Origin of the sequence: Meiothermus sp. (assembly GCF_037443965.1) — a bacterium.
In the GTDB taxonomy this organism is placed as follows: domain Bacteria; phylum Deinococcota; class Deinococci; order Deinococcales; family Thermaceae; genus Meiothermus.
Map to the genome: position 1 here is coordinate 1 of NZ_JBBINI010000016.1, position 23721 is coordinate 23721.

Below are 23721 nucleotides of genomic sequence, written 5' to 3' on the forward strand. Positions count from 1 at the left end.
GGCCCGGTCGTTTGCAGGTTTCCTGGCGCGGGTGAACCTGATTCTGCTGGTGCACAACCTCATCCGCAGCCGTCTTCTGCTCAGGATGGCGGGGGTGGAAGGGTAGACTGCAGGTAGCACACGAAGGAATGTAGACATTTACTGGGCGTCTTGCAGCCCACAAGCCCACACCCTACCCCGACTTTACCTCAACATCAAGGGGCTGGGCATACCGTTTCGGATAGGTTGCTGGATGAGCGTTATTTGAGGTGGATAGCCAGCCAAGCACAATGGAGTTTTTGCTGCTCCCAAGACCTATAGCCATCGGTCAGCCTTATTGGGGCTCTTTCCTTTTCAGTAGCGGAGATCATGGATAAAAACTCTATACGGCAGTGGGACGCGTCCGAAGCTTTAGGTCAGTCATCGGCAAAATGGTACAACAATCCCCTCTAGTGCGCGTTCCGGCAGTATCGTTCACTTTTGAAAGCCTAAACGATACTGCCGGAATGCACGCCTACTCCCTTCGGTCGGCTTGAACCCCTCACCTTTGATTACACCTAAAGGTGAAGGTTTCAAGCGGAACCGGTATAAGTTGCGCCAGGGTAGATGGGCCAAACCTGCGGAATTGGACTATGCGTACCTGGCGCAATTCCCCACCGATCTTTGGGAATCGCATCCCGCATTTCAACTATGGAGACACTTAGCGCAGAGCCATGAGGGCTTTGACCAGGCGGATGGGGTCGTGCTGTGCAAAACCGGGCTCGAGGAAGTCGTCAGCGACGATCTGAACACCCTGCCCCTCGAAAGGCTTGGGGTTGAAGCGTACCGGCATCTGGCCTTCGGCCCGGTAGCGTTTGAGCAAATTCTCGGGGATGCGGGCGTTGTTGACCAACACCACATTGGGTTTGCGGCCCAGGTGTTGTTCGATGGCATGAAAATGATCGTAGGCATCCATGCCTTCGGTCTCGCCCCGCTCGCTCATGATGTTGACGATGTAGACTAGCTTGGCCCGGGATTGCTGAATGGCGACCTGGATACCCTTGGGGAGGAAGCTGGGGATCACGCTGGAGTAGAGGCTGCCCGGCCCCAGCACAATCATCTCGGCTTTTTGCAGGGCATGTACTGCTTCAGGCATGGCTGCCACGCCGCCAGGGGCCAACCCCATTTTGCGGATGCGGCCCGATTGCTCACGCAGAGCGGTTTCACCCTGTACCCGTGTACCATCGTCACGGTCGGCCCACAGCCTAGCGGCCTCGAAAGTCGAAGGCCATACAGCCCCGCGCAGGCGCAGCACTTGGTTGGCCTGGCGCATGGCCTTGGCAAAATCGTTGTTGAGTTCGGAGAGCGAGACCAGCATCAGGTTGCCGAAGGTGTGACCCTTGAGTTCGTCGCCGCGCTGGAAGCGGTACTCCATCAAATCTGGTAGCCCTTCCGCATCGGAGAGAGCGGCCAAGCAGTCCACAAGATCACCTACGGCTGGAACCCCGAACGAAACCCGCAAGCGTCCCGTGGAGCCGCCATCATCGGTCACAGCTACCACAGCAGTGGCATTGGCGGTTTCCATCTTGAGGCCGCGCAACACCCTCGAGAGCCCTGTTCCCCCACCCAGGGCCACAATGCGGGGGCCGGCCTCGAGCCTGCGGCGAATATAAACCTGTTTGGAGACTGAGTTGGGGTCGGTGATGGCCGAGAGCATGCTGCGGTTCATCCAGCGCAAGCCCAGCAGGAAAAGCGTGAGCCCACCCACAAGCCACAGCCCCCCCGAAACCCATAGCGGGATGGAAAAGTAACCTGCCCAGCGGGTGGTTTGCAAAAACCAGGGCAGCAGGGTGGTGTGCCACGACATGTGTACCACCCCAGTGAACATTGCCAGCATCCCCAGCGAGGCCAGCAGGGCATAACGCTTGACCCGCATTCCCGGCAACAGCCAGCGCAGGGTGCTGAGGAAACGGTCATCGGCAGGGTTGGCCCGAAAGCCCTGGGTTAGCGAACGCAGGTTGGGTCGTTTGGCCTTGTTCCAGATCATGTCCAGCGGCCTCGCTCAGGCAACCATGGTTTTTTCTAGGTCGCGGTGTTCCAATTCCACACGAAAACGCCCTGAAAGTTCTTGCGTTAAGCGCTCGGCAACCGCCACGCTGCGGTGCTGTCCACCGGTGCAGCCTATAGCTACAGTGTACGCTGCCCGCCCGGTCTGGCGTGCGCCTTCTGCCGAAAGCCCAATAGTGGCCAGCAGGGTGCGGTAAAAGGGCTCATTTTTCTTTTCCGAAAACACATAGGCCGCTACGTCCGGGTCGGTGCCAGGGCGTGATTTGAGCACCGGGTCGTAGTGGGGGTTGGGCAGCGCCCGTACATCCAGCACCAGATCGGCATCCTGGGGTGGGCCCCATTTGAAGCCAAAGGAGAAGATTCGTAGCAAGAAGCCTTCTTCTTCGCCCAGGGCGGCCTCGAGGGCCCCCTTGAGTTGGCGGGGGGTGCGCTCGGAGGTGTCAATCACCAGGTCGGCCCGGTCGCGCAAAGGGGCCAGCGCCAGCCGTTCCTCGTCAATCTCGCGCAGCAGATTGCCCATACCCAGCGGGTGCAGGCGGCGCGAAAGGTTGTAGCGCTTGAGCAGGATATCGGATTTGGCCTCCAGATAGATGATGAAGGGCTTGAGCCGGTTCAGTACGCTATCCACCTCGTCGAGCAGGTTGCGGGCGCGGATGTCCAGCACCACCACCACCTTGTGAATGCCCCGGGCCTCCACGGTTTGCAGCAGGTCGCCCCAAAGCTGCGGGGGAATGTTGTCTACCGAAAAATAGCCCAGGTCTTCCAGGGCCATCCGGGCCGAGGTCAGGCCGGCCCCGCTCTGTCCACTAAGCACCACAAACCGCATGAATTCACCCCAACCTACCCACAGGCGTACGCCTTCAAGTATATCCGCGGCTTTTGTAAGCCAAGGGTCAACAGCTTGAGCGTGGGCGTTCGGGCTTACCGAATCTCCAGCAGCTCCACGTCGAAAACCAGGGCCGAGTTGGGGGGGATATCGGGGCTGGGGCTGCGCTCGCCATAGGCCAGGCTGGCCGGAATAATCAGGCGGCGCTGGCCGCCGACCCGCATGCCCACGATGCCCGAATCCCAGCCGGGAATCACCTGACCTGCCCCCAGGGTGAACTCGAAGGGGGTGCGGCCCGGTTGGCAGGAAGTGTCGAACTGTTTGCCATCTACCAAGCGCCCAACATATTGCATGCGCACGGTGTTGGAGGTGATGGCCTGGGGGCCGCTGCCTTCCTTGAGATCCTCGATGCGGAGGGTGGTAATGCCCTCGTTGGTCAGGCCAGCAGCAGCGGCAGGCTGGTTGGTGCAGAGGGTTCCGCTGCCCACACTGGCCCGCTGGCTGCCAGAGCGTTGCCCTAATAGCAAATAGGCTCCCACGCCTAACAAGGCCAACACTGCAACTGCGATGAGAATGATGCTTCGATTCATACTGCCGCCCATTGTATGGGTTTTGTATGAAAGCCGTTAGGGTTTGATACCGTTTCCGCTTGAATCCTTCACCGCCATGCGTAGTCAAAGGTGAAGGATTCAAGCCGACCGAAGGGAGTAGAAAAGCATTTCGGCAGTATCGTTTAGACTTTCAAAAGTGAACGATACTGCCGGAATGCGTATGAGAGCCCAAAAGCGGCTGTTGGCTCAGGCTGGCTGCTTCAGCGCAAGTTGCCCGCAGGCGGCCCCTACGTCGCGCCCCCGGCTCCAGCGCACCGAGGTGGGGATGCCCTGCTGCTCCAGAATGGCGGCGAACTTCAAGATTTGCGCCCTGGGAGTGCCCTGGTGTGGGGCCCCCTCCCAGGGGTTCCAGGGAATCAGGTTCATGTGGACGCTGATGCCCTTGAAGTGCTGGGCCAGGGCCCGGGCCTGCCAGTCCTGGTCGTTGACGCCTTTGAGCAGGGTGTACTCCAGGGTGATGCGGCGGCCCGTCTGGGCGTAGTAGTGCCGCACAGCTTCCATGATTTCGGCGATGCTGTAGCGGTGGGCAGTGGGGATGATCTGCTGGCGGGTTTCGTCGTCGGGGGCGTGGAGCGAGAGGGCCAGGCGAACCTCGAGCCCCGACGCGGCCAGTTTGTAGATGCCCCTGGGAATCCCCACCGTCGAAAGGGTAACGCGACGTGGGCTCATGGCCAGCCCCTCGGGGTGCAGCATGCGCTCGAGGGCCGCAAACACGTTATCCACGTTCAACAGCGGCTCGCCCATACCCATCAGCACCACATTGCGAATCTCGCGGGGCGCGTGCTGCTGGTGGTGGGCGGTAAACAGAATCTGATCCAGAATCTCGGCGGCGGTCAGGTTGCGCCCAAAGCCCATCCGGCCGGTCGCGCAAAAGGTGCAGCCCGCCGGGCAGCCCACCATGCTGGAGATGCAGATGGTTTTGCGGTTTAGGTAGGGCATGTATACGGCCTCGGTCTTCTGGCCGTCCAGCAGGGTAAACAGATACTTGACCGAGCCGTCCTGGCTTGGGAAGGCGTTGACCTCGGCGAACTCCGAGATGCGGTACTGCTCGGCCCACGCGGCCCGCAGGGCCTTGGGCAGATCGGTCATCTCCTCCCACTGCCGCGCCCCCTTGGCGTAGAGCCAGGCGGCCAGTTGCTCCCGGCGATACCCCTCACCTGGAAGCTGTTCGATGGCCAGTGCGAGCAGCGGGGCCTGGTCTTGCGGCAGTGCCATAGCGCTTCAGTATAGCCTTCCCGTGGGTTCGGGTCGGGCGCTCGGTCACCTTTGGGCGATGCAGCGCTATACTCAAGAACTCAACGCTTTTGTTGCTCTTGAATGCGCTCGAGCAGGTCTCGAGCATATTTCGGGTTGCGCCCTCCACCCAGCCCTGCCAGCCCCCCAATCACCAAAAATGCAAAACCCACCGGAAACGGCTTGACCAGCAGCGCGGCCAGGATCCCGCCCAGCAATAAACCCAGGGCTACGCGCCTACGCCCGGCAAAAAAACCGCGCACGGCTAGAAAGGTGAGGATGCCGGGCAGCACCCATAACAACAGCCGCAGCACCACAACTGCGCCCTCAGTCATGGGTTCAATGGTAGCAGAGTTGGGGTTTACGACCCAATGCCCCAGACCAGCAGAGCACCCAGGTCTTCGGCCGGGACCGGCCAGCCCAGGATGTGGCCTTGGCCGTAGTCGGCACCCAGTTCCTTCATGCGGGTAAGCTGGGACTGCTCCTCCAGGCCCTTGGCCACCGCTTTAGTGCCGACGGCATGCACCATGTCAATGGCCGCCTTGGCCAGCGTAGCGTTTTCGGAGGCCGAGAGGGCCGGGTTGAGCTTAATCCAGTCGAGCGGCAAGCGCTTGAGCTGGGTAAGCGGGAGGGGGTTGGTGCCGAAGTTGTCGAGGGCAATGGAGACGCCCAGGTGCTTGAGGATCTCGAGGCTGCGGCTGGCGGTCTCGAGGTCGCTCAGGATGGCTTCCTCGCGCAGCTCGATGATGATGATATCGGTGGGGAGGCGCTTGGCCGAGAACATCTCCTGCAAGAGCGTGGGGAAGTTGGGGTCTACCAGGGTTTCGGAGGAGACGTTCACGCTGAAGCGGGCGTTGACCCCGGAGGGCTTCCAGAGGGCGGCCTGGTCGAGCACCTTGTCCAAGGCCCAGCGATCCTGGGCGCTCATCAGGCCGACCTGCTCGGCCAGGGGCAAAAACTCCCCGGCCTGGTGCAAACCCTTGGGTTTGGGCCAGCGGGCCAGGGCTTCAACTGCCACCAGCTCGAGGTCGCTGAGGTTAAACACCGGCTGGAAGTGCAGGGTTAGGCCATCTTGCGAGAGGGCTTCCTGCAGCTCGGTGGCGCCAGGGGTCAGCAGGCGGATGCCACCGCCGGTCTCGAGGGCCATATTGCAGGCTTGTTCAGCCTGGTTCCACAGCCCCTCCACCGTGGTGGCGTCCTGGGGGAACATGGCGATGCCAATCCCCACCTTGAGGCCCGAAAGGGCAGCCCGCAGGCGGCCCAGCAAACGGTGGGCCACCCGGCTGGCCCCTGCTGTCCAGCGCACCTCGGAAAGCAGCAGGGCAAAACCCTGGTCGCCCAGGTAGGCCAGCGAGTCGCTCTGGCGCAGGGTATAGGCCACTTCGCGGGCGGCCTGTTCGGTCTGGGCCTTGTTCATACCATCGATCCGGATGCGCATCAGGGCCAGCGAACGCCCGTGGCGCTGGGCCAGCGAGAGGGCCTGGGCCAGGTTGAGCTCGAATTCGCTCCGCTTGACCGCCAGCGACTTGCGCTCAGGGGTCTGGATTTTGATGTCTTCCTTCAGCGGACGCAGAATCCGCTCGATGACCTGGGCCATTGCCAGGGCCAGGGTCTCATCGGCCGAACTCCATTTGCGCGGCTGGATGCTTTCCAGCCACATCACCCCCCGCAAACCGCTTTCGCCGTGGAAAACCACCTGCAGGACGGCCCCCAGACCCCGACTGACCAGGATGTCGCGCAACTCGGTCATGCGGGCGTCCTGGCGGGCATCATCGGCCGCGATGATCAGGTTGCGCTCGAGTACCTGGAAGTACACGGCGTGGCGCTCGGGTTGCAGATCTTCGGGGGGGGAAGCCTCGGGGTACTGACCCACCAGCTTCAGGGTGCGCTCGTTGCTGTCACGCATCCAGAGGCAGATGCCTTTGAATCCCAGGGAAATCAGGATTTCGCCCAGCTTGGGCAGGGCTTCCTCCACGCTGGCAAAGCGGGACTGGGTGAGTTCCAAGAGCGAGCGCTGCCAGGTCTCCTTGGGCATGGGGTTGACCGCCACCCCTTGGGATTCCACCAGAAGCGACTGCAGAGCTTCGATCAGGGCCAGCTTGGCCCGCTCGCTGAGGTTGTAGCCCTTTTGCCCGATATGCAAGCGCGGAGCGGCCCAGACCAGGCGGCTGCTCACCCAGGATTCGCCGGTGAGCAAATTGAGCAGCAGCTCCTGGGCTTCCTGGGGTTTAAGCACCACACCCCCGGCCCCCCCCAGCCGTACCGCCATGCCCGAAGGCAGATCCTGGTGTTCGATCAGGAGGGTGGCCCCTTCAATCGAGAGCGGCGCAAATAGCTTCCAACTAACTTCGTTCACTGAATGCCCAATCCTTTCCTATCCTGGCATCAAGCCCCAAGTAACTACAATCTATCAAGGGTTGCTAGGTGGGGGTTGGTTATTCGTCACCGGGTGATCCGTTAATAACGGCGTTAATTTCACGGAAACCCGGCAGAATTACGGCTGGATCACCTTTAAGCCCCCCGGAACCATGTGCACCCGATACTCGGCTGAAGGTTCGATGAGTTCGCCATCGGAATGGGCCGGAACGGCCCGGTCGAAGCGGGCGGTGAACTCGGTGCCCTGGAAGAAGCGCAGCTTGCGGTGATGGACGTGTTGGCCCATTAGCAGGCGCGGTAGAATCCCCACCACCCCCAGGCGGCTGAACTCGCCGGCCACTGCCGCCGAAATAAGGCCGTCGTTGGGAACGGCATCGGGTACGATGGGGATGCCCCCACCATACGTCGAGGCGTTCATCAGCGCGACCAGCAGGGTTCGACCCCGGTAGATGACCTGGCCGTTTTGGATCAGCTCGAGGCTGGGCAACTCCAAATCCTTCAGCACCGCGAACATCGAGTACAGGTAACGGGGCATACCCCGTAAAAAGGTGGGCGCGCTCATGGCTTTGCGGGCGACGGCTGCATCGAAGCCAATGCCCAGGCTGGCCCCATAGGGTTGGTTGTTGACCATGCCCAGGTCTACGGTGTGGATGCGCCCCTGTAGCGCCGTACGCAGAGCGGCCTCCAGCGAGAGGCCGCGCAAGCCCACCATGCGGGCGAAGTCGTTGCCGCTGCCAATCGGGATGACCCCAATGGCCTTATCCGAACCGGCAATCCCCCGCACGACCTCGTGAACCGTTCCGTCGCCCCCCACCGCTACCACCCGGCTGCCCGCCGGGGCCTTGCGGGCGATCTCGGTGCCGTGCCTTGGGGCTTGGGTGACGGCAATCTCTACCTCCGCAGACGGGCTGTGCTGGCGGATGGCGGCCTCAAGGCGCTCCAACATCTGGCCGACCCGCCCCCGCCCCGCCGCCGGGTTGATCACAAAGGTGGTATAGCTGCTCATTGTGTGTGGGAAGATTCTAGCAGAAACCGACGTTGTACAATACGGTCACCCAGGGGTGGTTCTCTGCTTACCTTGCAAGATGCGGGGTAATCCACCCCATCCACATCTCGTAGTGCTGGGAAGTGCGCTTTTTTGGAGGAAGGCTGCTTCAGGAGGATGGCACCATGAACCGGCCCGTGGCACAAACCCACCTTTCCCAACTTGCCGAGCTGCTCACCTGGATGGATCAAGACCCTGGGCGCCGCTCGCTGGCCCCCGAGGCGCGTACCCCCGAGGGGTTGTGGTGGGAGGTGCTGGCCGGGGAGGACGAAAAAGCCTGGGTCTGGCTCGAGGCAGGCCGGGTACAGGGGTATGGGGCCTTGGTGCCCTTCTGGGATGGCGCCGCGCTCGAGGGCCCCATCATCCGCCATGGCGACGGCAAGGCGCTCCTGGAGCACCTAGTTAAAAAAGCCCGCCTGGAGGGTTTTCCTACCCTTTATGCCTTTCCGGAGGCCGGCAACCACTATGCCCGCCGGCTGCTCGAGCAGGTGGGTTTTTCGGCCGAACACACCACTTACTTTTACACCATTGGCCGCACCGATTTGTCCTACCCCATACCCCCTGGTTTCGAGATCCGGCGGGCCGAACCCTGCGACCCCCAGGTGTACCGCGAACTCTACAGCCGGGCCGACGATGGCTGGAGCCTGCGCCTGCATTGGACGGACGAAGAACTGCGCCAGCACTTTCTGGGCTCCGAGGTCGAACTCTTCATGGCTTACCATACCGCACAAAACGGGAAGCCAGTGGGTATGGTCGAACTGGAGCTGGACGATACCCAGGCCGAGATTGCCTACATCGGCGTGGTGCCCGAGGCCAGGGGCAAGGGCCTGGGGCGTGCCCTGCTGGGAGCGGCCGCCGAGTGGGCTTTCAGCAACCCACAGATCCAGACCCTGCAGGTGCGTGCCCACGACCACGAAAAAGAAGCCCAAGCCCTGTACAAACGCCTGGGGTTCAGACAGACCAGCGCCGTTGTTACCTACGCGCTCGAGCTCTTCTAAACGAAGCCAAAAGCCCAGGAGCAGTACCTACGCATAGCGTCAGTCCGGAGATAGAAAAATAAACCTGTGCGGCACGGCAGACTCACGCTTAAGCCTCCCCTACGGGGTAGGGGAGGTACTGGCTGTCCTTCGGCCAGCTAGGAGGGGTGGGGTCCGTGGTCGTTCATGCAATCTGTGATACGCATTTCGGCAGTATCGTTCACTTCGGCAAGCCTAAACGATACTACCGAAATGCTTTTCTACTCCCTTCGGTCGGCTTGAATCCTTCACCTCAGACTGCGTCCAACGGTGAAGGATTCAAGCGGAAACGGTATGGTCGCGTGGACTGGAGCGGAACAAACCCCGCCCTACCCACCTCTACGCGGTAGGGGTGGACTTTACGATGCCGTGAGGCTGATTGATGGGTTTTCAACCTTCGGCTCAGCTTTTTCAGCTTGTTGGATAACTTCAAACTGACGTTACGTATACGCCCCGTCGCACCTGGGGGCGGTGCAGGGAAAGAACATGGAAATTTGCCTCGAGTCCGCTCTATTCCTCGCCCTGCCCAGCTTTTAGCCTGGCTTCGATGAGTGCAACCCGGCCGGGGCGCTCTAGCTGGGTGTAGAACTCGAGCAAATACTCCAACGAAACCACCGGAATGCTCAAGCCCAGATAGTCCATGACTTGCCTCTTCTCACGAAAATTGGGTGCAGGGTTCCAACGCCCGTTCAAGGTCTGGAACTCCAGGTTGCCCATCACCTCCACCACGATGTCGTGAATCTTATACTGGGCCAGGTACGAGCGCACCAGCCGCACCCCCAGATGTATGCCGGGTGGGTAGACCAGATACTCCGACAGCAACTGGGCTATTTGCTCGGCGCCCACCCGGTCGGTCTGGAGGTCTACATCCTTGGGTACAACCGGCAGCCCATGAAGCGCCAGGGCCAGGCTTCCGCTCACCGCCCATTCCACCTGCGCATCGTTCAGAATGGGGCAGATCACCCGCAACACCCGCAGGATGCGCTCGGGAAGCAGGATGGGGGTCATAGGGTTCTACCGCTGGCTCAGTTGATATGGCTCAAAGGCATCGAGGTCGAAGCGGCACTGTGCCAGGTCTTCCCAGTATAGCCAGCCTTCCCGCAGGGCCGGAAAGTTGCAAAACCCCCCTTCCGCCTTGAGGTGAAAGGCCAGCTCGCTGGGTTCGCTCACGCCCTCCTGGAAGGCCAGCAGCGCGGACTGGTAGGCGCCAAAGCTGGACAAAGCCTGGGAGCCCACCATGGCCCGCTTACCTTCCGCGCGGTTCAGGGCCAGCATCTCCAGGCTCTGGGTGTAGCCGGTGCGGGCGGGCTTGAGGTTCAAAATGTCGAAGGTGTCGAGCTGCAATTCGCGCCACAGGTCCTTTAGGGTAAAAGCCGAGTCGTCGGCGATGATGGGCAGAATGCCTGCCTGGCGCAGTCTTTTGCGGGATAGCACCTCTGCGATGGGCAGGGGTTCCTCCACGTACAGCAACCCCGCTTCGGCCCACATGCGCAGGAAGGTCTCGGCCTCCTCCGGATGCAGGGTTTCGTTGGCATCGGCATAGAGTTCGACATCTGGGAAGTGTTCCTTGAGCGCGGCAATCCGTGCGAGATCGCCCGAAAGGTCGCGCCCTACTTTCACCTTCAAAACCCGCACCCCAGCTTCGTAGACCGCGCGGGCATCGGCCAGCATCTCCGCCTCGTCGGCAATACCCAGGATGTAGCTCACCTTAACCCGTTCCTGATGCGGCTCCAAGACCTGCCACAGGGCCTGCCCCTCACTTTGCGCCCAGGCTTCCCACAGCGCGATGTCCAGCCCGCCTTTGGTGGTGGGGTTGTTGGGGAAGCTGTGCAGCACCTTTTGCACGGCCTCGGTGTCCTCGGCTTCCAGCCCGAGCAACCGGGGCGCAAGGAATTCCAGCGCGGCCTTTATGGTGCCCAGGGTTTCGCCGTAGATGGTGGGGCGGGGGGGAATCTCGGCCCGCCCCACCGAGCCATCGGATAGCTCCACTTCCAGGAGCACATGCTCCAGGGCCGCCAGCTCCGAGGCCTTGCCCCAGCGCAGCGCACCTCTGAGCGGCAAGCGAAACGGATGGGGGGTAATGCGGCGGATGCTAGGCATGGATTCGCTCCACAAAAGCCCGAATGGCGGCAGCTTCGTGCGCTGCGCTTAGGGTTTCGGTGTCTAAAAACAAGGCTCGAGGGGATCCCCACAGAGCCCGCCGGGTTCTGTTAGGATCGTAGTTTTTCCGCTCCTCTGCCACAATTTTGAGCTTGGCGGTGAGGTCTTGGGCCGAAACGTTCCAGCGCAGGGCCTCCTCGAGCTCCCCCTCGCTCAAGACCCCCTGGGCCAGCTCGCGCAGGCTGGCAAGGTCGCTATTGTCTATGTGCACCCGATCAAAAACGTCGCCCCTTGTCAGCAGGCGGGAGAGGCGGGTCAGGTCGCGGGCTTCCAGCACGATGAAAAAGCTTTTGGGTAGTTGCTCCAGGGCAAAGCGTACCTCGTCCTCCCCGCGCAGGCCATCGAACAGCAAGGGCCAGGCCGGAAGGGTGCGGCTTTGGGTCAAGATTTCCGCGACCCCTCCCGGGTGTTCTTGGCGGAAGCGCCGCGTGAGGGCAAAGCGTTCGCTGCGGTCCAGAGGCTGGCCTGCCCTTTGCCCGTACAGGGGGAAAACGTAGCGGTCCACCAGTTCCCGCCGGTCGGGCAGGGTGGCAAAACCCAGTTGTTCGATCAGGCTGGTTTTGCCCACACCGGTCAGGCCCACCAGGATCAGCAGGGGAACTTCCGGCAGCCGCAGTGTATTGGATGGTGCGGGCTCACCTGGAAGGTAGAGGGGATAGGCCATGCCGCCTATTTTGCCGGATGGAAGAGAATCTGGCAAAAGTGCCTCAACTACGAACGTGCAGGTATGCAAAACCGCACAAAAGTTGCCCCGTCACAAAAAAACCTGCCATTCCGAGGCGAAGTGTGCCAGGGAGACTGCCTTTGTTCATGCGCTTTAGGACTCCTCCTGCGTCTAGAGGACAGGTGCTAGGCGATTGGAGTTCCGGGTAGCATAGAGGTGTGGATATCCTCAACCTCTATAAAGAAACAGGTGCCCTGTTGGAAGGGCATTTTTTGCTGCGTTCGGGTCGGCACTCGCCCAAGTTCTTGCAATCCACCACCTTGCTGCAGCACCCCATCTACGCCGAGGCCGTGGGGCAGGCCCTGGGAGAGCTGTTCGAGGACCTCGACCTCCACTTCGTAATTGGCCCGGCGATGGGCGGGGTGGTGCTGGCTTTCGTGACGGCCAAGGCCCTGGGGGTGCGGGCCCTCTTTGCCGAGAAGGATGGCAAGGGCGGTATGTGGGTACGCGAGGGGCTCACCATCCACCCCGGTGAGCGCTTCCTGGCAGTAGAGGATGTGGTTACGACCGGTAACTCGGTACAGAAAGCGATCCAGGCTGCCGAGGCCAAAGGTGCCCGATGCGTGGCAGTTGGTGCGATGGTAGACCGCAGTGCAGGCCGCTCTGAGTTCGGGGTGCCCTTCCGCGCCCTCGCCCGACTCGATTTTCCCACCTATGCACCGGATTCTTGCCCGCTGTGCCAACGGGGTGTGCCCTTACAGGAGGTCTAGGCCCGAAGCGGTAGGCTAGGGGTATGTTGAGGGCTGTGAGCATCCAGGTGCAAACAATAAGCCGGGCCATCTTGGCCTGTTTCATGCTTCTACTCTTCTCCCTCGCGCTCGCGCAGGGCAATGTGGAGATTGCCCGACAGGCCGTGCAGGACTGGCAAGCCGGTAAATACACCGTAGACCCCTCGCAGGCGATGGGCAAGCCTGCCGAGGAGGCGTTACAGCTACTCGAGCGCAGCTTTGCCTTCCCCCCTGCACCCAGGGGGCTTTCGGTTAACCTGAACGAGCCTCGAGAAGACCAGACCCCAAGTGGAACCATCGTAAATTTCCCCGCCACCGTAGCAGGACGTGGGGGGGATGTGCGCGTGACCATCCGGGGGGATGAGGTGACCCGCATCGGTTTTGTGCCCGAAGGAGGCCTGCTCCCGGCCTGGATCAAGCACCCCCTGTCTTGGGTGCTTTTTGTGGCCCTCTCGTTGGGCTGGCTGGTAGCCCTGCGCGGCAACAACCGCCTGGCCCGCTGGTGGGCCGAGGGGTGGGCCTTGGTGCGCCAGTACCGGGGCCTTTATATCGGCATGAATGTGGGCCTCTATGGGTTGTTCCTGCTGGGCGGACTGGTGGCTTATGCCAACCCCCGGCTGGTCAGGCTCATGCAGGAGATTGTGGGGGGCGCGCTGGAACAGATTGGCATTGGCAGTGCATTGGGAGGTGGAGTGCTGGGCTTGGCCCTTGTGATTTTCTACTGGAACTTTACCAACGGCCTGGTTCTGACTACGGCCGTGCCAGGACTTTTCCTGGGTATTCCAGCCTTGCTCTTCAACGCCATGCGTTACTTTGTGCTGGGCTTTGCCCTGAGCCCCGTAGCACTCCCGCTGGCTAACTATCTGCTGCACCTGCCCACCATCGTGGTTGAGTTGCAGGCCTACATCCTGGGCACCTTTGGCGGTATGGTGCTGCTGCTAAAAACCTTGCGCGGGGAAGGCTACCGCGCTGGCCTGCGGGCACTGGGTCTCCTGGTTTATCTGGGGGCATTTTTCTTGCTCATCGGTGCGTGGTACGAAGCCTTCTCCATCCTGACCCTGATGCGACCATAGGGCAGGAGGTACTGCCGATGCCAGACCCAGCCATACTACCCAAACCCCAACCGCACCAAGCGGGTGCACAAGGTCCTATCGCAGTGGTGGGAGCCGGGGCTTGGGGCACAGCCTTAGCCCTTTTGGTTGCTGTAAAGGGCATTCCCGTGCGGTTATGGGCGCGGCGGCCTGAGCAGGCTTTGGCCATGCGTTTAGAGCGACAGAACCTCGAGTACCTGCCAGGGGTGGTCTTCCCCGAGCACCTGCACCCCACTGCCGATGCCGAAGAGGCCTTCGAAAACGCCCAGTTTGTAGTGGTGGCCGTTCCCTCCAAGGCCATCCGGGAGACGCTCGAGCGGCTGCCCAAAGCGCCGGCCTACGTCTCGGTCACCAAGGGTTTGCAGTTCAGCGACCATCACCTGTTGCGCATGAGCCAGGTGGTGGAGGAAGTTACGGGGATTCCCCAGGTGGCGGTGCTGTCGGGGCCCAACCTGGCCGACGAGATAGCCCGTTTTCTGCCTGCGGCGGCAGTGGTCGCGTCCCAAGACCCGGAACTGGCCCGGCAGGTGCAGCAGGTGTTCTCAGGGGCCAGCTTTAGGGTCTATACCTCTTCGGATGTGGTGGGGGTGGAGTTGGGTGGGGCGCTCAAGAACGTGATTGCACTGGCCGCGGGCATGATAGATGGCCTAAAGCTCGGCGACAACGCCAAGGCAGCCCTGATTACCAGGGGACTGCGCGAAATCATCCGGTTTGGGGTGGCCCAGGGGGCCCAGGAGGCCACCTTCATGGGCCTTTCGGGCCTGGGTGACCTGATCGCTACGTCCAGCAGCCCCTACTCGCGCAACCGTTCCGCTGGAGAGCGTATTGTGCGGGGCGAGAGCCTGGCCCAGCTTCAGGCCCAGAAGTCGGTGGTGGAGGGTATCTACACCGTAAAGGCCCTGCACGCCTGGGATCAGGACACCGGGGCCGATTTGCCCATAACCGAGGCCGTCTACCGCGTGATCTACGAGGGGGCCGACCCCATGCAGGAGCTTTCCCGTCTGATGGGACGGGAAAGCAAACCCGAGTAATGCCCGATCCGGTTGTTTTGCCGCCGGACGCTAGCGGAACAACCCGACCGAAGGGAGCAGGAGTACATCCCAGCAGTATCGTTTAGGCTTTCAAAAGCGAACGATACCGCCGGAATGCGTATCAGCAAGACTTCGCAAGGATCTACCGTCTGTTTGAGTTTGCTGGGCATCTTTGTGAAGCCAGGACGGAGAAGTTGGCCCCCTCAATCCCCAGCCACGGCGTCCTTTTGCTTCTCAGCCAGATACAGCCAGGTCTCGAGCACGCTGTCGGGGTTGAGTGAGATGCTCTCGATTCCCTGCTGTACCAGCCAGTCGGCCAGTTCGGGGTGGTCGGAGGGGCCTTGGCCGCAGATGCCAATGTACTTGTTCATGTTTTTGGCGGTCTGGATGGCGCGGGAGAGCAGGAACTTGACCGCCTCATCCTGCTCGTTGAAGAGGTCGGCCACCAGCCCCGAGTCACGATCGAGCGCAAGGGTGAGCTGGGTCAGGTCGTTAGAACCAATCGAGAAGCCGTCAAACAACTCCAGGAACTGCTCGGCCAGAATGGCGTTGGAAGGCACCTCGCACATCATGATCAGCTTGAGGCCGTCCCGACCGCGCTCGAGGCCGTTGGCTTTCAGAATTTCGATAACCGCTCTGGCCTCTCCTACCGTGCGTACGAAGGGTATCATCACCCAGACGTTTTTTAGCCCCTTTTCTTCGCGCACTTCCCGAATGGCCTGGCACTCCAGTGCAAAGGCCTCAGCAAACTCTGGGCTGCGGTAGCGCGAGGCCCCCCGGAAGCCAATCATGGGGTTTTCTTCCTTGGGCTCGTAGCGGCTACCCCCCAGCAGATGGGCATACTCGTTGGACTTGAAGTCCGACATCCGCACAATCACCGGATGGGGTGCAAAAGCTGCCGCAATCATGCTGATGCCCTCGGCCAGCTTTTCGCGGTAGAAGTCCACCGGGCTTTTGTAGCCCGCAGTGCGCCGGGTGATTTCGGCTTTGAGTTCTTCGGGCTGCTGCTCGAACTGCAAAAGGGCCTTGGGATGGATACCAATGGTGTTGTTGATGATGAACTCGAGCCTCGCCAGGCCCACCCCGGCGTTGGGCAGGTTGGCAAAGCTGAAGGCCCGTTCGGGTGAGGCCACGTTCATCATGATCTTGGTAGGGATCTCGGGCATGTTGTCGAGTTCAATCCGCTTGACCTCGAATTTGGGGGTTCCGGCATAGACCCTTCCGGTATCGCCTTCGGCGCAGGAGATGGTGACCGTATCGCCATCGCGCAGTAACTCGGTAGCGTTGCCGGCGCCCACCACTGCGGGAATGTTCATTTCGCGGGCCACGATAGCGGCATGACAGGTACGCCCGCCCCGGTTGGTTACAATGGCCGCCGCTTTTTTCATGACCGGCTCCCAGTCGGGGTCGGTCATGTCGGCCACCAGCACGTCGCCAGGCTGCACCCGGTTCATCTCGCGGGGGTGGTTGATCACCCGCACCGGGCCCACGCCGATGCGCTGTCCTACCGCCCGGCCCGTTACCAGTACCGGCGCACGCTCCAGCATCTCGAAGCGCTCCAGCACCCTACCGGTGCGACTCTGTACGGTCTCGGGCCGGGCCTGCAGGATGTAAATCTGTCCGTCCAGCCCATCCTTGGCCCACTCGATGTCCATGGGCCTGCCATAGTGCTGCTCGATCAGGAGGGCTTGTTTGGCAAGTTCCAGCACATCGGCATCGGAAAGCGAAAAGCGGCGGCGTTCCTCGGCAGATGTCTCGACGGTCTGCACCCCCTTGCCGATCTCGGCATAAACCATCTTTTGCAGTTTGGTGCCCAGGGTGCGCTGCAGGATGGTATTGCGGCCCTCGACCAGCCCTTTTTTGTAGACGTAAAACTCGTCGGGGTTGACCGCCCCCTGCACCAGTAACTCGCCCAGGCCGTAGGTCGAGGTGATGAAAATGGCGTCGCGGAAACCCGACTCGGTGTCCAGGGTGAAGGCCACCCCCGAAGCCCCCAGGTCGCTGCGAACCATGCGCTGTACCCCGGCCGAGAGGGCCACCTCCGCATGGGCGAAGCCGTGGTGGACGCGGTAGGCAATGGCCCGGTCGTTGTAGAGGGAGGCAAAGACCTTTTTGATGTGCAACAGTACGCTGTCTATGCCTTTGACGTTAAGGAAAGTCTCCTGCTGTCCGGCAAAGCTGGCCTCGGGCAGATCCTCGGCGGTGGCGCTCGAGCGCACCGCAACAGAAAGCCCGCCCTTGGAGGCGGACTCGAGGCGGATATAGGCATCTACGATGGCTACCTCTAGCGCCTTGGGTAGCTCGGCATTCTCTACCCAGCCGCGGATTTCTGCGCCTACTCGAGCCAGCTCGTCCACGTCATCAATGTCGAGGCGTTCCAGGGCTTCTTGGATGCGCTCGGTTAGGTGGTTGTGTTGCAAAAACTCGAAAAAGGCCTGGGCCGTGGTGGCAAAACCCCCCGGAACCCGCACCCCTGCCTGCGAAAGATTGGAAATCATCTCGCCGATGGAGGCATTTTTGCCCCCTACCACTTCCAGATCTTTCATGCCCAGCGTCTCGAACCAGCGGATATAGGCCATAGCGCACCTCGTTGCATTTGATGGTAGGTTGAGTTGATGGCAAAGTGGAGTAGCCCATTTTGGTGTAGTTATGGCCCCCATTTCTGTGTAATAGGCAATACACACATAAACTACACTGTTAACTGGCAATACCACGGGGTGTGCGATGGAGCGAACGGTATTTATCGTCTCAGACCATACGGGCCTCACAGCCGAGTCGGTGGCGCGGAGTTTGCTGGCCCAGTTCGAATCGGTGCGTTTTCGTTATGTAACGCGGCCTTTCACAGACACCGAGGAAGAGGTTTATGGTCTGGTGTACGAGATCAATTCGATTTTTGAGCGTGAGCAGGTACGCCCGATTGTGTTCTCGACCCTGGCCAATCCGGTGCTAAATGACCAGCTCAAAACCGCCCCGGCCCTGCACTTTGACCTGTTTCGCACCTATCTGGGGGAGCTCGAGCGCGAGCTCGGCCAGCCCCCCTCGGGCCGGGTGGGTCGGTTGCACAGCGTCAGCGATAACAGCTACTTTACCCGGATTGATGCGGTGGACTTCGTGCTGGCCACCGATGATGGTATCGGCGATCGCTACTACCAGATGGCCGACGTGATTCTGATAGGGGTCAGCCGGGCTGGAAAAACCCCTACCTGTTTGTTTTTGGGTCTGCAGTATGGCCTGCGGGCCTCCAACTATCCGCTGGCCGAGGACGATTTTGAGCGCGATACCTTGCCCGAGCCGGTGAAGGCCTATAAGAACAAGATTTTTGGCCTGACCATCAGTCCCCAGCGGCTGCACCAGATCCGCACCCAGCGCAAACCGAACAGCCGGTACGCTTCTTTGGAGCAGTGCGAGTACGAGGTGCGACGCGCAGAATTGCTCTTCAAGCGTGTGGGTATCCAGTATTTCGATACCACCAGTTCTTCCATCGAAGAGATCGCCACCAACATCGTGCAGAGTGCTGGATTGCGGCGTAGGATCGGCTGATGCTGGAGGTAAGCAGTCCGCGCTGGCGGTGGGGTTGGTTTGCTTTGAGTACTACACGGTAAGCTTCGCCGGAGATTATCCCCTCGAGCGGCTTTGTAATCTGGACCGGTTGAATCCCGACTAAACTACTATACATTCTTGGGTACAACACCTATACTCTTATTGCGAGTGATTCGCAGTAAGAGCTTTTTCGACCAAACCATCACAACAAGGGAAACGAACATGGTAAACCAACTGGAAATCCGCAACCTGCACGCCAAAATCGTGGATGGCGAGACCATCCTCAATGGGGTCAACCTGATTGTGCCCAAGGGCCAGGTTCACGCCATCATGGGGCCCAACGGGGCCGGTAAGAGCACCCTGGGCAAGATCATCGCCGGAGACCCTAGCTACGAGATCATTAAGGGCGACATCCTGATGGATGGGGAGAGCATCCTCGAGATGGAAGCCGATGAACGCGCCCGCAAGGGCTTGTTCTTGGCCTTTCAGTACCCGGTTGAAGTGCCGGGGGTGTCCAATGCCAATTTCCTTCGCCTGGCCTTGCAAGCCAAAAAGGGTGGCGAAGTAAACATGATGGAGTTTTATGGCAAGCTACAAAAGGCCCTGGCTACCCTCGAGTGGGACGAGAGCATCCTGACCCGCTACCTCAACGACGGCTTCTCCGGAGGCGAGAAGAAGCGTAACGAGATCATGCACATGATGGTCTTGGAGCCCACCTACGGCATCATGGACGAAACCGATTCGGGGCTGGACATTGACGCTCTGAAGGTGGTGGCCAAGGGTGTGAACGCTATGCGCGGTCCCAACTTCGGGGCCCTCCTGATCACCCACTACCAGCGCCTGCTCAACTACATCACCCCGGATGCAGTGCACGTGATGATTGATGGTCGCATCGCTGCCAGCGGCGGCTTCGAACTGGCCGAGCGGCTGGAGGCCGAAGGGTATGAGTGGGTGAAGGAACTGGTGGTCGCCATCTGATAACCCAGAGCGGATAGCCGGTAGCTGAAAACCGCTTTTGCCATTTATCGGCATGACCGAAGGGAGCATACATGTCCGACAACGCAGTAGTCGAGAACATCGGTAACGAATACAAGTATGGCTTTGTAGACGAAGTAAAGCCCGTCTGGAAAGCCGAGAAGGGTCTAAACCGGCGGGTGGTCGAGGCCATCAGCTACCACAAGGATGAGCCTGCCTGGATGCTCGAGTTCCGCCTGAAAGCCCTGGAAATTTACCAGTCCAAGCCGGTTCCGGTCTGGGGTGGCGACCTCTCGGGCCTCAACATGGACGAGATCTACTTCTACGCCAAGCCCACCGAGCAGCGCGACGCCCGTAGCTGGGATGATGTGCCCGAGGAAATCCGCCGCACCTACGAGAAGCTGGGCATCCGCGAGGCCGAGCAGAAGGTGCTGGCCGGGGTGGGGGCGCAGTACGACTCGGAGATGGTGTATCACCAAGTCAAGGAAGAGTTGGAGCGCTTGGGCGTGATCTTCGTCTCGATTGAGGACGGCCTCAAGCACCATGAAGACCTCTTTCGCGAGTACTTCGCCACCGTCATCCCGCCTGAGGACAACAAGTATGCGGCCCTGAACAGCGCGGTGTGGTCGGGCGGTAGCTTCGTCTACGTGCCCAAGGGCGTGAAGGTCGAGCAGCCCCTCCAGGCCTACTTCCGCGTGAATACGGCCGAACTGGGCCAGTTCGAGCGCACCATCATCGTGGTAGATGAGGGCGCCGACATGCACTACATCGAGGGCTGCACCGCGCCCACCTACACCACCGATTCGTTCCACTCCGGCGTGATCGAGATCGTGGTCAATCAGGGTGCCAAGAGCCGCTACACCACCATCCAGAACTGGTCGCACAATATGTATAACCTGGTGACCCAGCGGGCTGTGGTCAAGAAGGATGCCTACCACATGTGGCTCGATGGCAACCTGGGCTCCAAGCTGACCATGAAGTACCCCTCTTCCTACCTGGTCGAGGAAGGTGCGCGGAGCGACATCCTCTCCATTGCCTTCGCCAACACGGGTCAGCACCAGGACGCGGGCGGCAAGCTGATTTTCGCGGCCTCCAACACCGGCGGCTCCATTGTCTCCAAGAGCATCTCCAAGGGCGCGGGGCGCAGTAGCTATCGGGGCTTGATCAAGGTCTATGAGGGTTCCAAGCATGTAAAGGTGAACGTGGAGTGCGACGCGCTCTTGATTAACGAAGAGTCCCGCACCGACACCTACCCCTACATGGAGATCGAGGACGATACCGCCACCGTGGGCCACGAGGCCACCGTGAGCCGCCTCAACGACGAGCAAATCTTCTACCTCCAGAGCCGGGGCCTGCCCGAGGATGAGGCCGCGGCCCTGATTGTGCGCGGGTTCATCGAGCCGGTGGCCAAGGAGCTGCCCTTGGAGTACGCCGTGGAGCTGAACCGGCTGATCGAGCTCGAGATGGAAGGGTCGGTGGGTTGATGGAACTCACCTCGAGCCTTTCCCGCGACCTCGTTTTAGAGGTCTCCAAGAAACTCGGCGAGCCCCAGTGGCTTCAGGCCAAGCGCCTGGAGGCCTGGGAGACCTTCGCTAAGCTGCCCTACCCCACCACCCGCACCGAGGAGTGGAAGTACACCGACATCACCGAGGTGCCCTTCGAGGAACTAAAGCTCGAGCTGCCCAAGGGCGGTGCAATCGAGATACCTCAAGCGGTCAAAGACCGCCTGGCCCAGGCCCAGCTTTCGGGCTACGCGGTGTTTGTGGGTGCCGATCTGGTGCACGTCGAATTGCCCGAAGACCTGAAGGCCCAGGGCGTGGTCTTCACCAGCCTGCACGATGCCATTGCCCAGTACCCCAAGCTGGTGGAGGAGAACCTCTTCAAGGCTGTCAACTGGTCTGACCTGGTAGGCACCCAGGTGAACCGCCCCGAGAACTCCAAGATTCCTGCGCTCAACGCTGCGCTCTTCACCCACGGGGTGTTCCTATATGTCCCCAAGAACGTGGAGTTCAGTAAGCCGATTGGGGTGTTTAAGTACTTGGGGGGCGGCCAGCTCTCCGGCTCGCGCACCTTGATTGTGGGCGATGTAAACAGCCAAGCTGTCTACATCGAGGAGTACATCTCGCCGGCTAAGGTAGCCCCTTCGGTAAATACCTCCTCCACCGAGATCATCGTGAGCGACGGCGCCAAGGTGCGCCACGCCCACATCCAACTCCTGGGCCAGGGCTTCTACCATTTTCACCGCCAGCGGGCCCACCTCCAGCGCGACGCCGCGCTCAATGATCTAGTGGTGAACATGGGAGCTACCCTCAGCCGAGCTGATGTGCAGTCGGAAATGTTAGGGTCAGGCTCATCCTCCGAGATGCTGGGCCTCTACTTCACCTCTGGTAACGAGCACGTGGATCACTACACCCTTCAACACCACGTGGCCGACCACGCCCACTCCGACGTGCTCTACAAAGGCGCGGCCAAGGATCAGAGCCGCACCGTATATGCGGGTCTCATCAAAGTGGGGGTAGGGGCGCAGAAGACCGATGCCTACCAGACCAACCGCAACCTGCTCTTGTCCGAGGATGCCCGCAGCGACAGCGTGCCGCAGCTCGAGATCGGGGCCAACGATGTTAAGTGCTCGCACGGTTCGTCTACTGCGCCGGTCGAGCCTGGCGAGCTTTTCTACCTGATGAGCCGCGGCCTGCCGCGCCACATGGCCCAGCAGATTCTGGTGAAGGGCCACATGACCGATGTGCTCACCCGTATCCCCATCGAGCCCTTACGGCAGTACATCGAGAGCATCATCGAGGAGAAGGTAAGGGTCTAATACCGTTTCCGCTTGAATCCTTCGCCGTTGGACGCAGTCAGAGGTCAAGGATTCAAGCCGACCGAAGGGAGTAGAAAAGCATTTCGGTAGTATCGTTTAGGCTTGACGAAGTGAACGATACTGCCGAAATGCGTATAAGTGGAAAAGGCGTAAAGTAAGGCCTGTGCCCTTGCTTTCTTTTCTACTTTTGACCTTATAGTTTATGTGGATTCCCGTCGCTACTCCCGAACAGTTCGAGAATGGCCGCCTGGTGGTTAAGGTCGAGGGTGAGAAAACCCCGGTGCTGCTGCTCCATACTGGCGAGGAGATTTTTGCCATCTCGGACATCTGCACCCACGACAAAAACCCGCTCTCCGATGGTCCGGTAGAAGGCGAGACCATCCAGTGCACCCGCCACGGGGCCAGGTTCAACCTGCGCACCGGCAAGGCCACCCTGCCCGCGCCCCGTCCGGTCAAGGCCTACAAGGCCAAAATAGAAGACGGGCAGGTTTGGTTGGAGGTCTGACTCACGGGTTGCGCAAGCGCCCCCTCGAGGCCGAGGGGGTTTTTTGAATTAGCGTTAACTGTATTTGGCTTGTATAGCACGGGAAAAAGCTGTTAATCTCCTAGCCTTGCCAGTCCCGCAATGGCAAAATCTGCCTTTGACACCTGGGGGTTCCTGCTAATCTGGCCGGTAGTCCGACAGCAGGGGTGGCTCGAGGCAAATCCAAGTATTGCCCGGAGTCCAACATGAAGCCCATGCAGACCTCTCGCAAAGAAGCCATCCTGATTATGGACTCGCGCTTCACGCCCGGTATGGCCTTGCGCCACCAAAACCTCTTTGGTAGGTGGAGCCAGCTTTATAGAGCAGGGGATCTGTACCTGGACCTGACCCTCAAGTCCGAAGATGCAAAGTTTGTACTGGTGGGGCAGGTGATTGCCGAGGCCCGCCAATTTTCAAGATCCCACATAACCCTACACGGCCCCAACAGATACAACACCAGCCCCGTCAACGAATACGGCATCTTTCACCTGAATATCCAGCAAAAGGGCCGCTATGAGCTCGAGTTTGCGATGGGCCAGGAAACGTTCTTAATTCACGGAATTGAAGTATAGCCCTTAGGCTTCCTTCAAGCGCTACCGCAGGGTGGCGCTTTTTGTTTGGCAGCGATGGCGTTATCTGTACAAACCTTGACTGGAACAAAAGAATCCCTTTGTTTTTGCCTTGGATTTGAGCTTCTACTGCCACGTAACGGTAATTTTCGGTACCGGGGTTCCCTTCTTCGGGCATGCTGGCCATCAGTAAGGCAGTGTCCCTTGGGGGTGAACCAGCGTGAAGAATCAACCAAACCAATCAATAAGTAGGCTGCGCAGTGGGTTTTTACTTGTTGCAGCCTTGCTGCTATCGGCCTGTGGAGGGCTAAGCGGGGGGCCACCGGCGGGCGGGGCTGCCGACCCCGGCTACATCATCACCGTCCGGGTCGGGGCCAGCGATACCCAAGAAGCGCTGGCGCAGAAATACGGGGGTACGGTGCTCTCCTGA

General features: G+C 60.4%; 22 protein-coding genes. 11 read left to right on the forward strand and 11 right to left on the reverse strand.

Features of this window, described 5'->3' with window-relative positions:
* Positions 1-679: 679 nt before the first annotated feature.
* The 7 genes from WKI89_RS09755 to WKI89_RS09785 form a co-directional block, all read right to left on the reverse strand.
* A complete protein-coding gene (locus WKI89_RS09755; protein ID WP_337869181.1) occupies positions 680-2005 on the reverse strand; it encodes a gluconeogenesis factor YvcK family protein in 1326 nt (441 codons plus the stop codon).
* Positions 2006-2020: 15 nt separating this feature from the next.
* Complete coding sequence (gene rapZ / locus WKI89_RS09760) at positions 2021-2851, reverse strand: RNase adapter RapZ (RefSeq protein ID WP_337869182.1); 831 nt, start codon at positions 2849-2851, stop codon at positions 2021-2023.
* A gap of 95 nt (positions 2852-2946) precedes the next feature.
* Positions 2947-3441, reverse strand: a complete 495-nt coding sequence (locus WKI89_RS09765; protein WP_337869184.1) for an FKBP-type peptidyl-prolyl cis-trans isomerase — start codon at positions 3439-3441, stop codon at positions 2947-2949.
* 207 nt (positions 3442-3648) lie between these two features.
* The gene (gene rlmN / locus WKI89_RS09770) at positions 3649-4677 is read right to left on the reverse strand and encodes a 23S rRNA (adenine(2503)-C(2))-methyltransferase RlmN (RefSeq protein WP_337869185.1); all 1029 of its coding nucleotides are present in this window, start codon (positions 4675-4677) and stop codon (positions 3649-3651) included.
* A gap of 80 nt (positions 4678-4757) precedes the next feature.
* Positions 4758-5030, reverse strand: a complete 273-nt coding sequence (locus WKI89_RS09775) for a hypothetical protein (protein WP_337869186.1) — start codon at positions 5028-5030, stop codon at positions 4758-4760.
* A 26-nt stretch (positions 5031-5056) separates the two neighbouring features.
* Positions 5057-7051 carry a GGDEF domain-containing phosphodiesterase gene (locus WKI89_RS09780; protein ID WP_337869189.1) on the reverse strand — a complete coding sequence of 665 codons (1995 nt, stop codon included), beginning with the start codon at positions 7049-7051 and terminating at the stop codon, positions 5057-5059.
* Positions 7052-7189: 138 nt separating this feature from the next.
* Positions 7190-8077, reverse strand: a complete 888-nt coding sequence (locus WKI89_RS09785) for a diacylglycerol kinase family protein (protein ID WP_337869191.1) — start codon at positions 8075-8077, stop codon at positions 7190-7192.
* Positions 8078-8241: 164 nt separating this feature from the next.
* Between WKI89_RS09785 and WKI89_RS09790 the strand changes: the two genes are divergently transcribed.
* Positions 8242-9114: a GNAT family N-acetyltransferase gene (locus WKI89_RS09790; RefSeq protein ID WP_337869192.1), complete on the forward strand. Its 873-nt coding sequence runs from the start codon at positions 8242-8244 to the stop codon at positions 9112-9114.
* A gap of 528 nt (positions 9115-9642) precedes the next feature.
* Here the strand turns inward: WKI89_RS09790 and WKI89_RS09795 are convergent.
* From WKI89_RS09795 to WKI89_RS09805, 3 genes are read right to left on the reverse strand one after another with little or no spacing between them, the layout of a single operon-like run.
* Positions 9643-10140 carry a hypothetical protein gene (locus WKI89_RS09795; protein ID WP_337869193.1) on the reverse strand — a complete coding sequence of 166 codons (498 nt, stop codon included), beginning with the start codon at positions 10138-10140 and terminating at the stop codon, positions 9643-9645.
* 6 nt (positions 10141-10146) lie between these two features.
* The gene (locus WKI89_RS09800; protein WP_337869195.1) at positions 10147-11232 is read right to left on the reverse strand and encodes an enolase C-terminal domain-like protein; all 1086 of its coding nucleotides are present in this window, start codon (positions 11230-11232) and stop codon (positions 10147-10149) included.
* A complete protein-coding gene (locus WKI89_RS09805) occupies positions 11225-11956 on the reverse strand; it encodes a hypothetical protein (protein WP_337869196.1) in 732 nt (243 codons plus the stop codon). Before WKI89_RS09805 ends, WKI89_RS09800 begins: the two co-directional genes overlap by 8 nt.
* Before the next feature lie 218 nt (positions 11957-12174).
* Here WKI89_RS09805 and pyrE point away from each other — a divergent pair, with 218 nt between their 5' ends.
* Genes pyrE through WKI89_RS09820 form a run of 3 tightly spaced genes read left to right on the forward strand, consistent with a single transcriptional unit; the run spans position 12175 to position 14866 of the window.
* Positions 12175-12726, forward strand: coding sequence for an orotate phosphoribosyltransferase (gene pyrE, locus WKI89_RS09810; protein WP_337869198.1), 552 nt, complete (start codon positions 12175-12177; stop codon positions 12724-12726).
* Positions 12727-12749: 23 nt separating this feature from the next.
* Positions 12750-13817 (forward strand): stage II sporulation protein M, encoded by a 1068-nt coding sequence (locus WKI89_RS09815; protein WP_337869200.1) that lies wholly within the window; start codon positions 12750-12752, stop codon positions 13815-13817.
* A gap of 17 nt (positions 13818-13834) precedes the next feature.
* Positions 13835-14866 (forward strand): NAD(P)H-dependent glycerol-3-phosphate dehydrogenase, encoded by a 1032-nt coding sequence (locus WKI89_RS09820; protein WP_337869201.1) that lies wholly within the window; start codon positions 13835-13837, stop codon positions 14864-14866.
* Between the two features lie 203 nt (positions 14867-15069).
* On the opposite strand, the gene ppsA is transcribed toward WKI89_RS09820, so the two are convergent.
* Positions 15070-17445, reverse strand: coding sequence for a phosphoenolpyruvate synthase (gene ppsA, locus WKI89_RS09825; protein WP_337869203.1), 2376 nt, complete (start codon positions 17443-17445; stop codon positions 15070-15072).
* A gap of 145 nt (positions 17446-17590) precedes the next feature.
* Here ppsA and WKI89_RS09830 point away from each other — a divergent pair, with 145 nt between their 5' ends.
* The 7 genes from WKI89_RS09830 to WKI89_RS09860 all read left to right on the forward strand — a co-directional run bounded on the left by WKI89_RS09830 (position 17591) and on the right by WKI89_RS09860 (position 23721).
* Positions 17591-18406: a pyruvate, water dikinase regulatory protein gene (locus WKI89_RS09830; protein WP_337869205.1), complete on the forward strand. Its 816-nt coding sequence runs from the start codon at positions 17591-17593 to the stop codon at positions 18404-18406.
* 222 nt (positions 18407-18628) lie between these two features.
* The gene (sufC, locus tag WKI89_RS09835) at positions 18629-19384 is read left to right on the forward strand and encodes a Fe-S cluster assembly ATPase SufC (protein ID WP_337869209.1); all 756 of its coding nucleotides are present in this window, start codon (positions 18629-18631) and stop codon (positions 19382-19384) included.
* 71 nt (positions 19385-19455) lie between these two features.
* Positions 19456-20865 (forward strand): Fe-S cluster assembly protein SufB, encoded by a 1410-nt coding sequence (gene sufB / locus WKI89_RS09840; RefSeq protein WP_337869211.1) that lies wholly within the window; start codon positions 19456-19458, stop codon positions 20863-20865.
* Positions 20865-22199 carry a Fe-S cluster assembly protein SufD gene (gene sufD, locus WKI89_RS09845; RefSeq protein ID WP_337869213.1) on the forward strand — a complete coding sequence of 445 codons (1335 nt, stop codon included), beginning with the start codon at positions 20865-20867 and terminating at the stop codon, positions 22197-22199. Before sufB ends, sufD begins: the two co-directional genes overlap by 1 nt.
* A 202-nt stretch (positions 22200-22401) precedes the next feature.
* On the forward strand, positions 22402-22704 hold the full coding sequence (locus tag WKI89_RS09850) for a non-heme iron oxygenase ferredoxin subunit (RefSeq protein WP_337869214.1): 303 nt from the start codon (positions 22402-22404) through the stop codon (positions 22702-22704).
* Positions 22705-22928: 224 nt separating this feature from the next.
* The gene (locus WKI89_RS09855) at positions 22929-23294 is read left to right on the forward strand and encodes a hypothetical protein (RefSeq protein ID WP_337869216.1); all 366 of its coding nucleotides are present in this window, start codon (positions 22929-22931) and stop codon (positions 23292-23294) included.
* Between the two features lie 217 nt (positions 23295-23511).
* On the forward strand, positions 23512-23721 hold the full coding sequence (locus WKI89_RS09860; protein WP_337869219.1) for a hypothetical protein: 210 nt from the start codon (positions 23512-23514) through the stop codon (positions 23719-23721).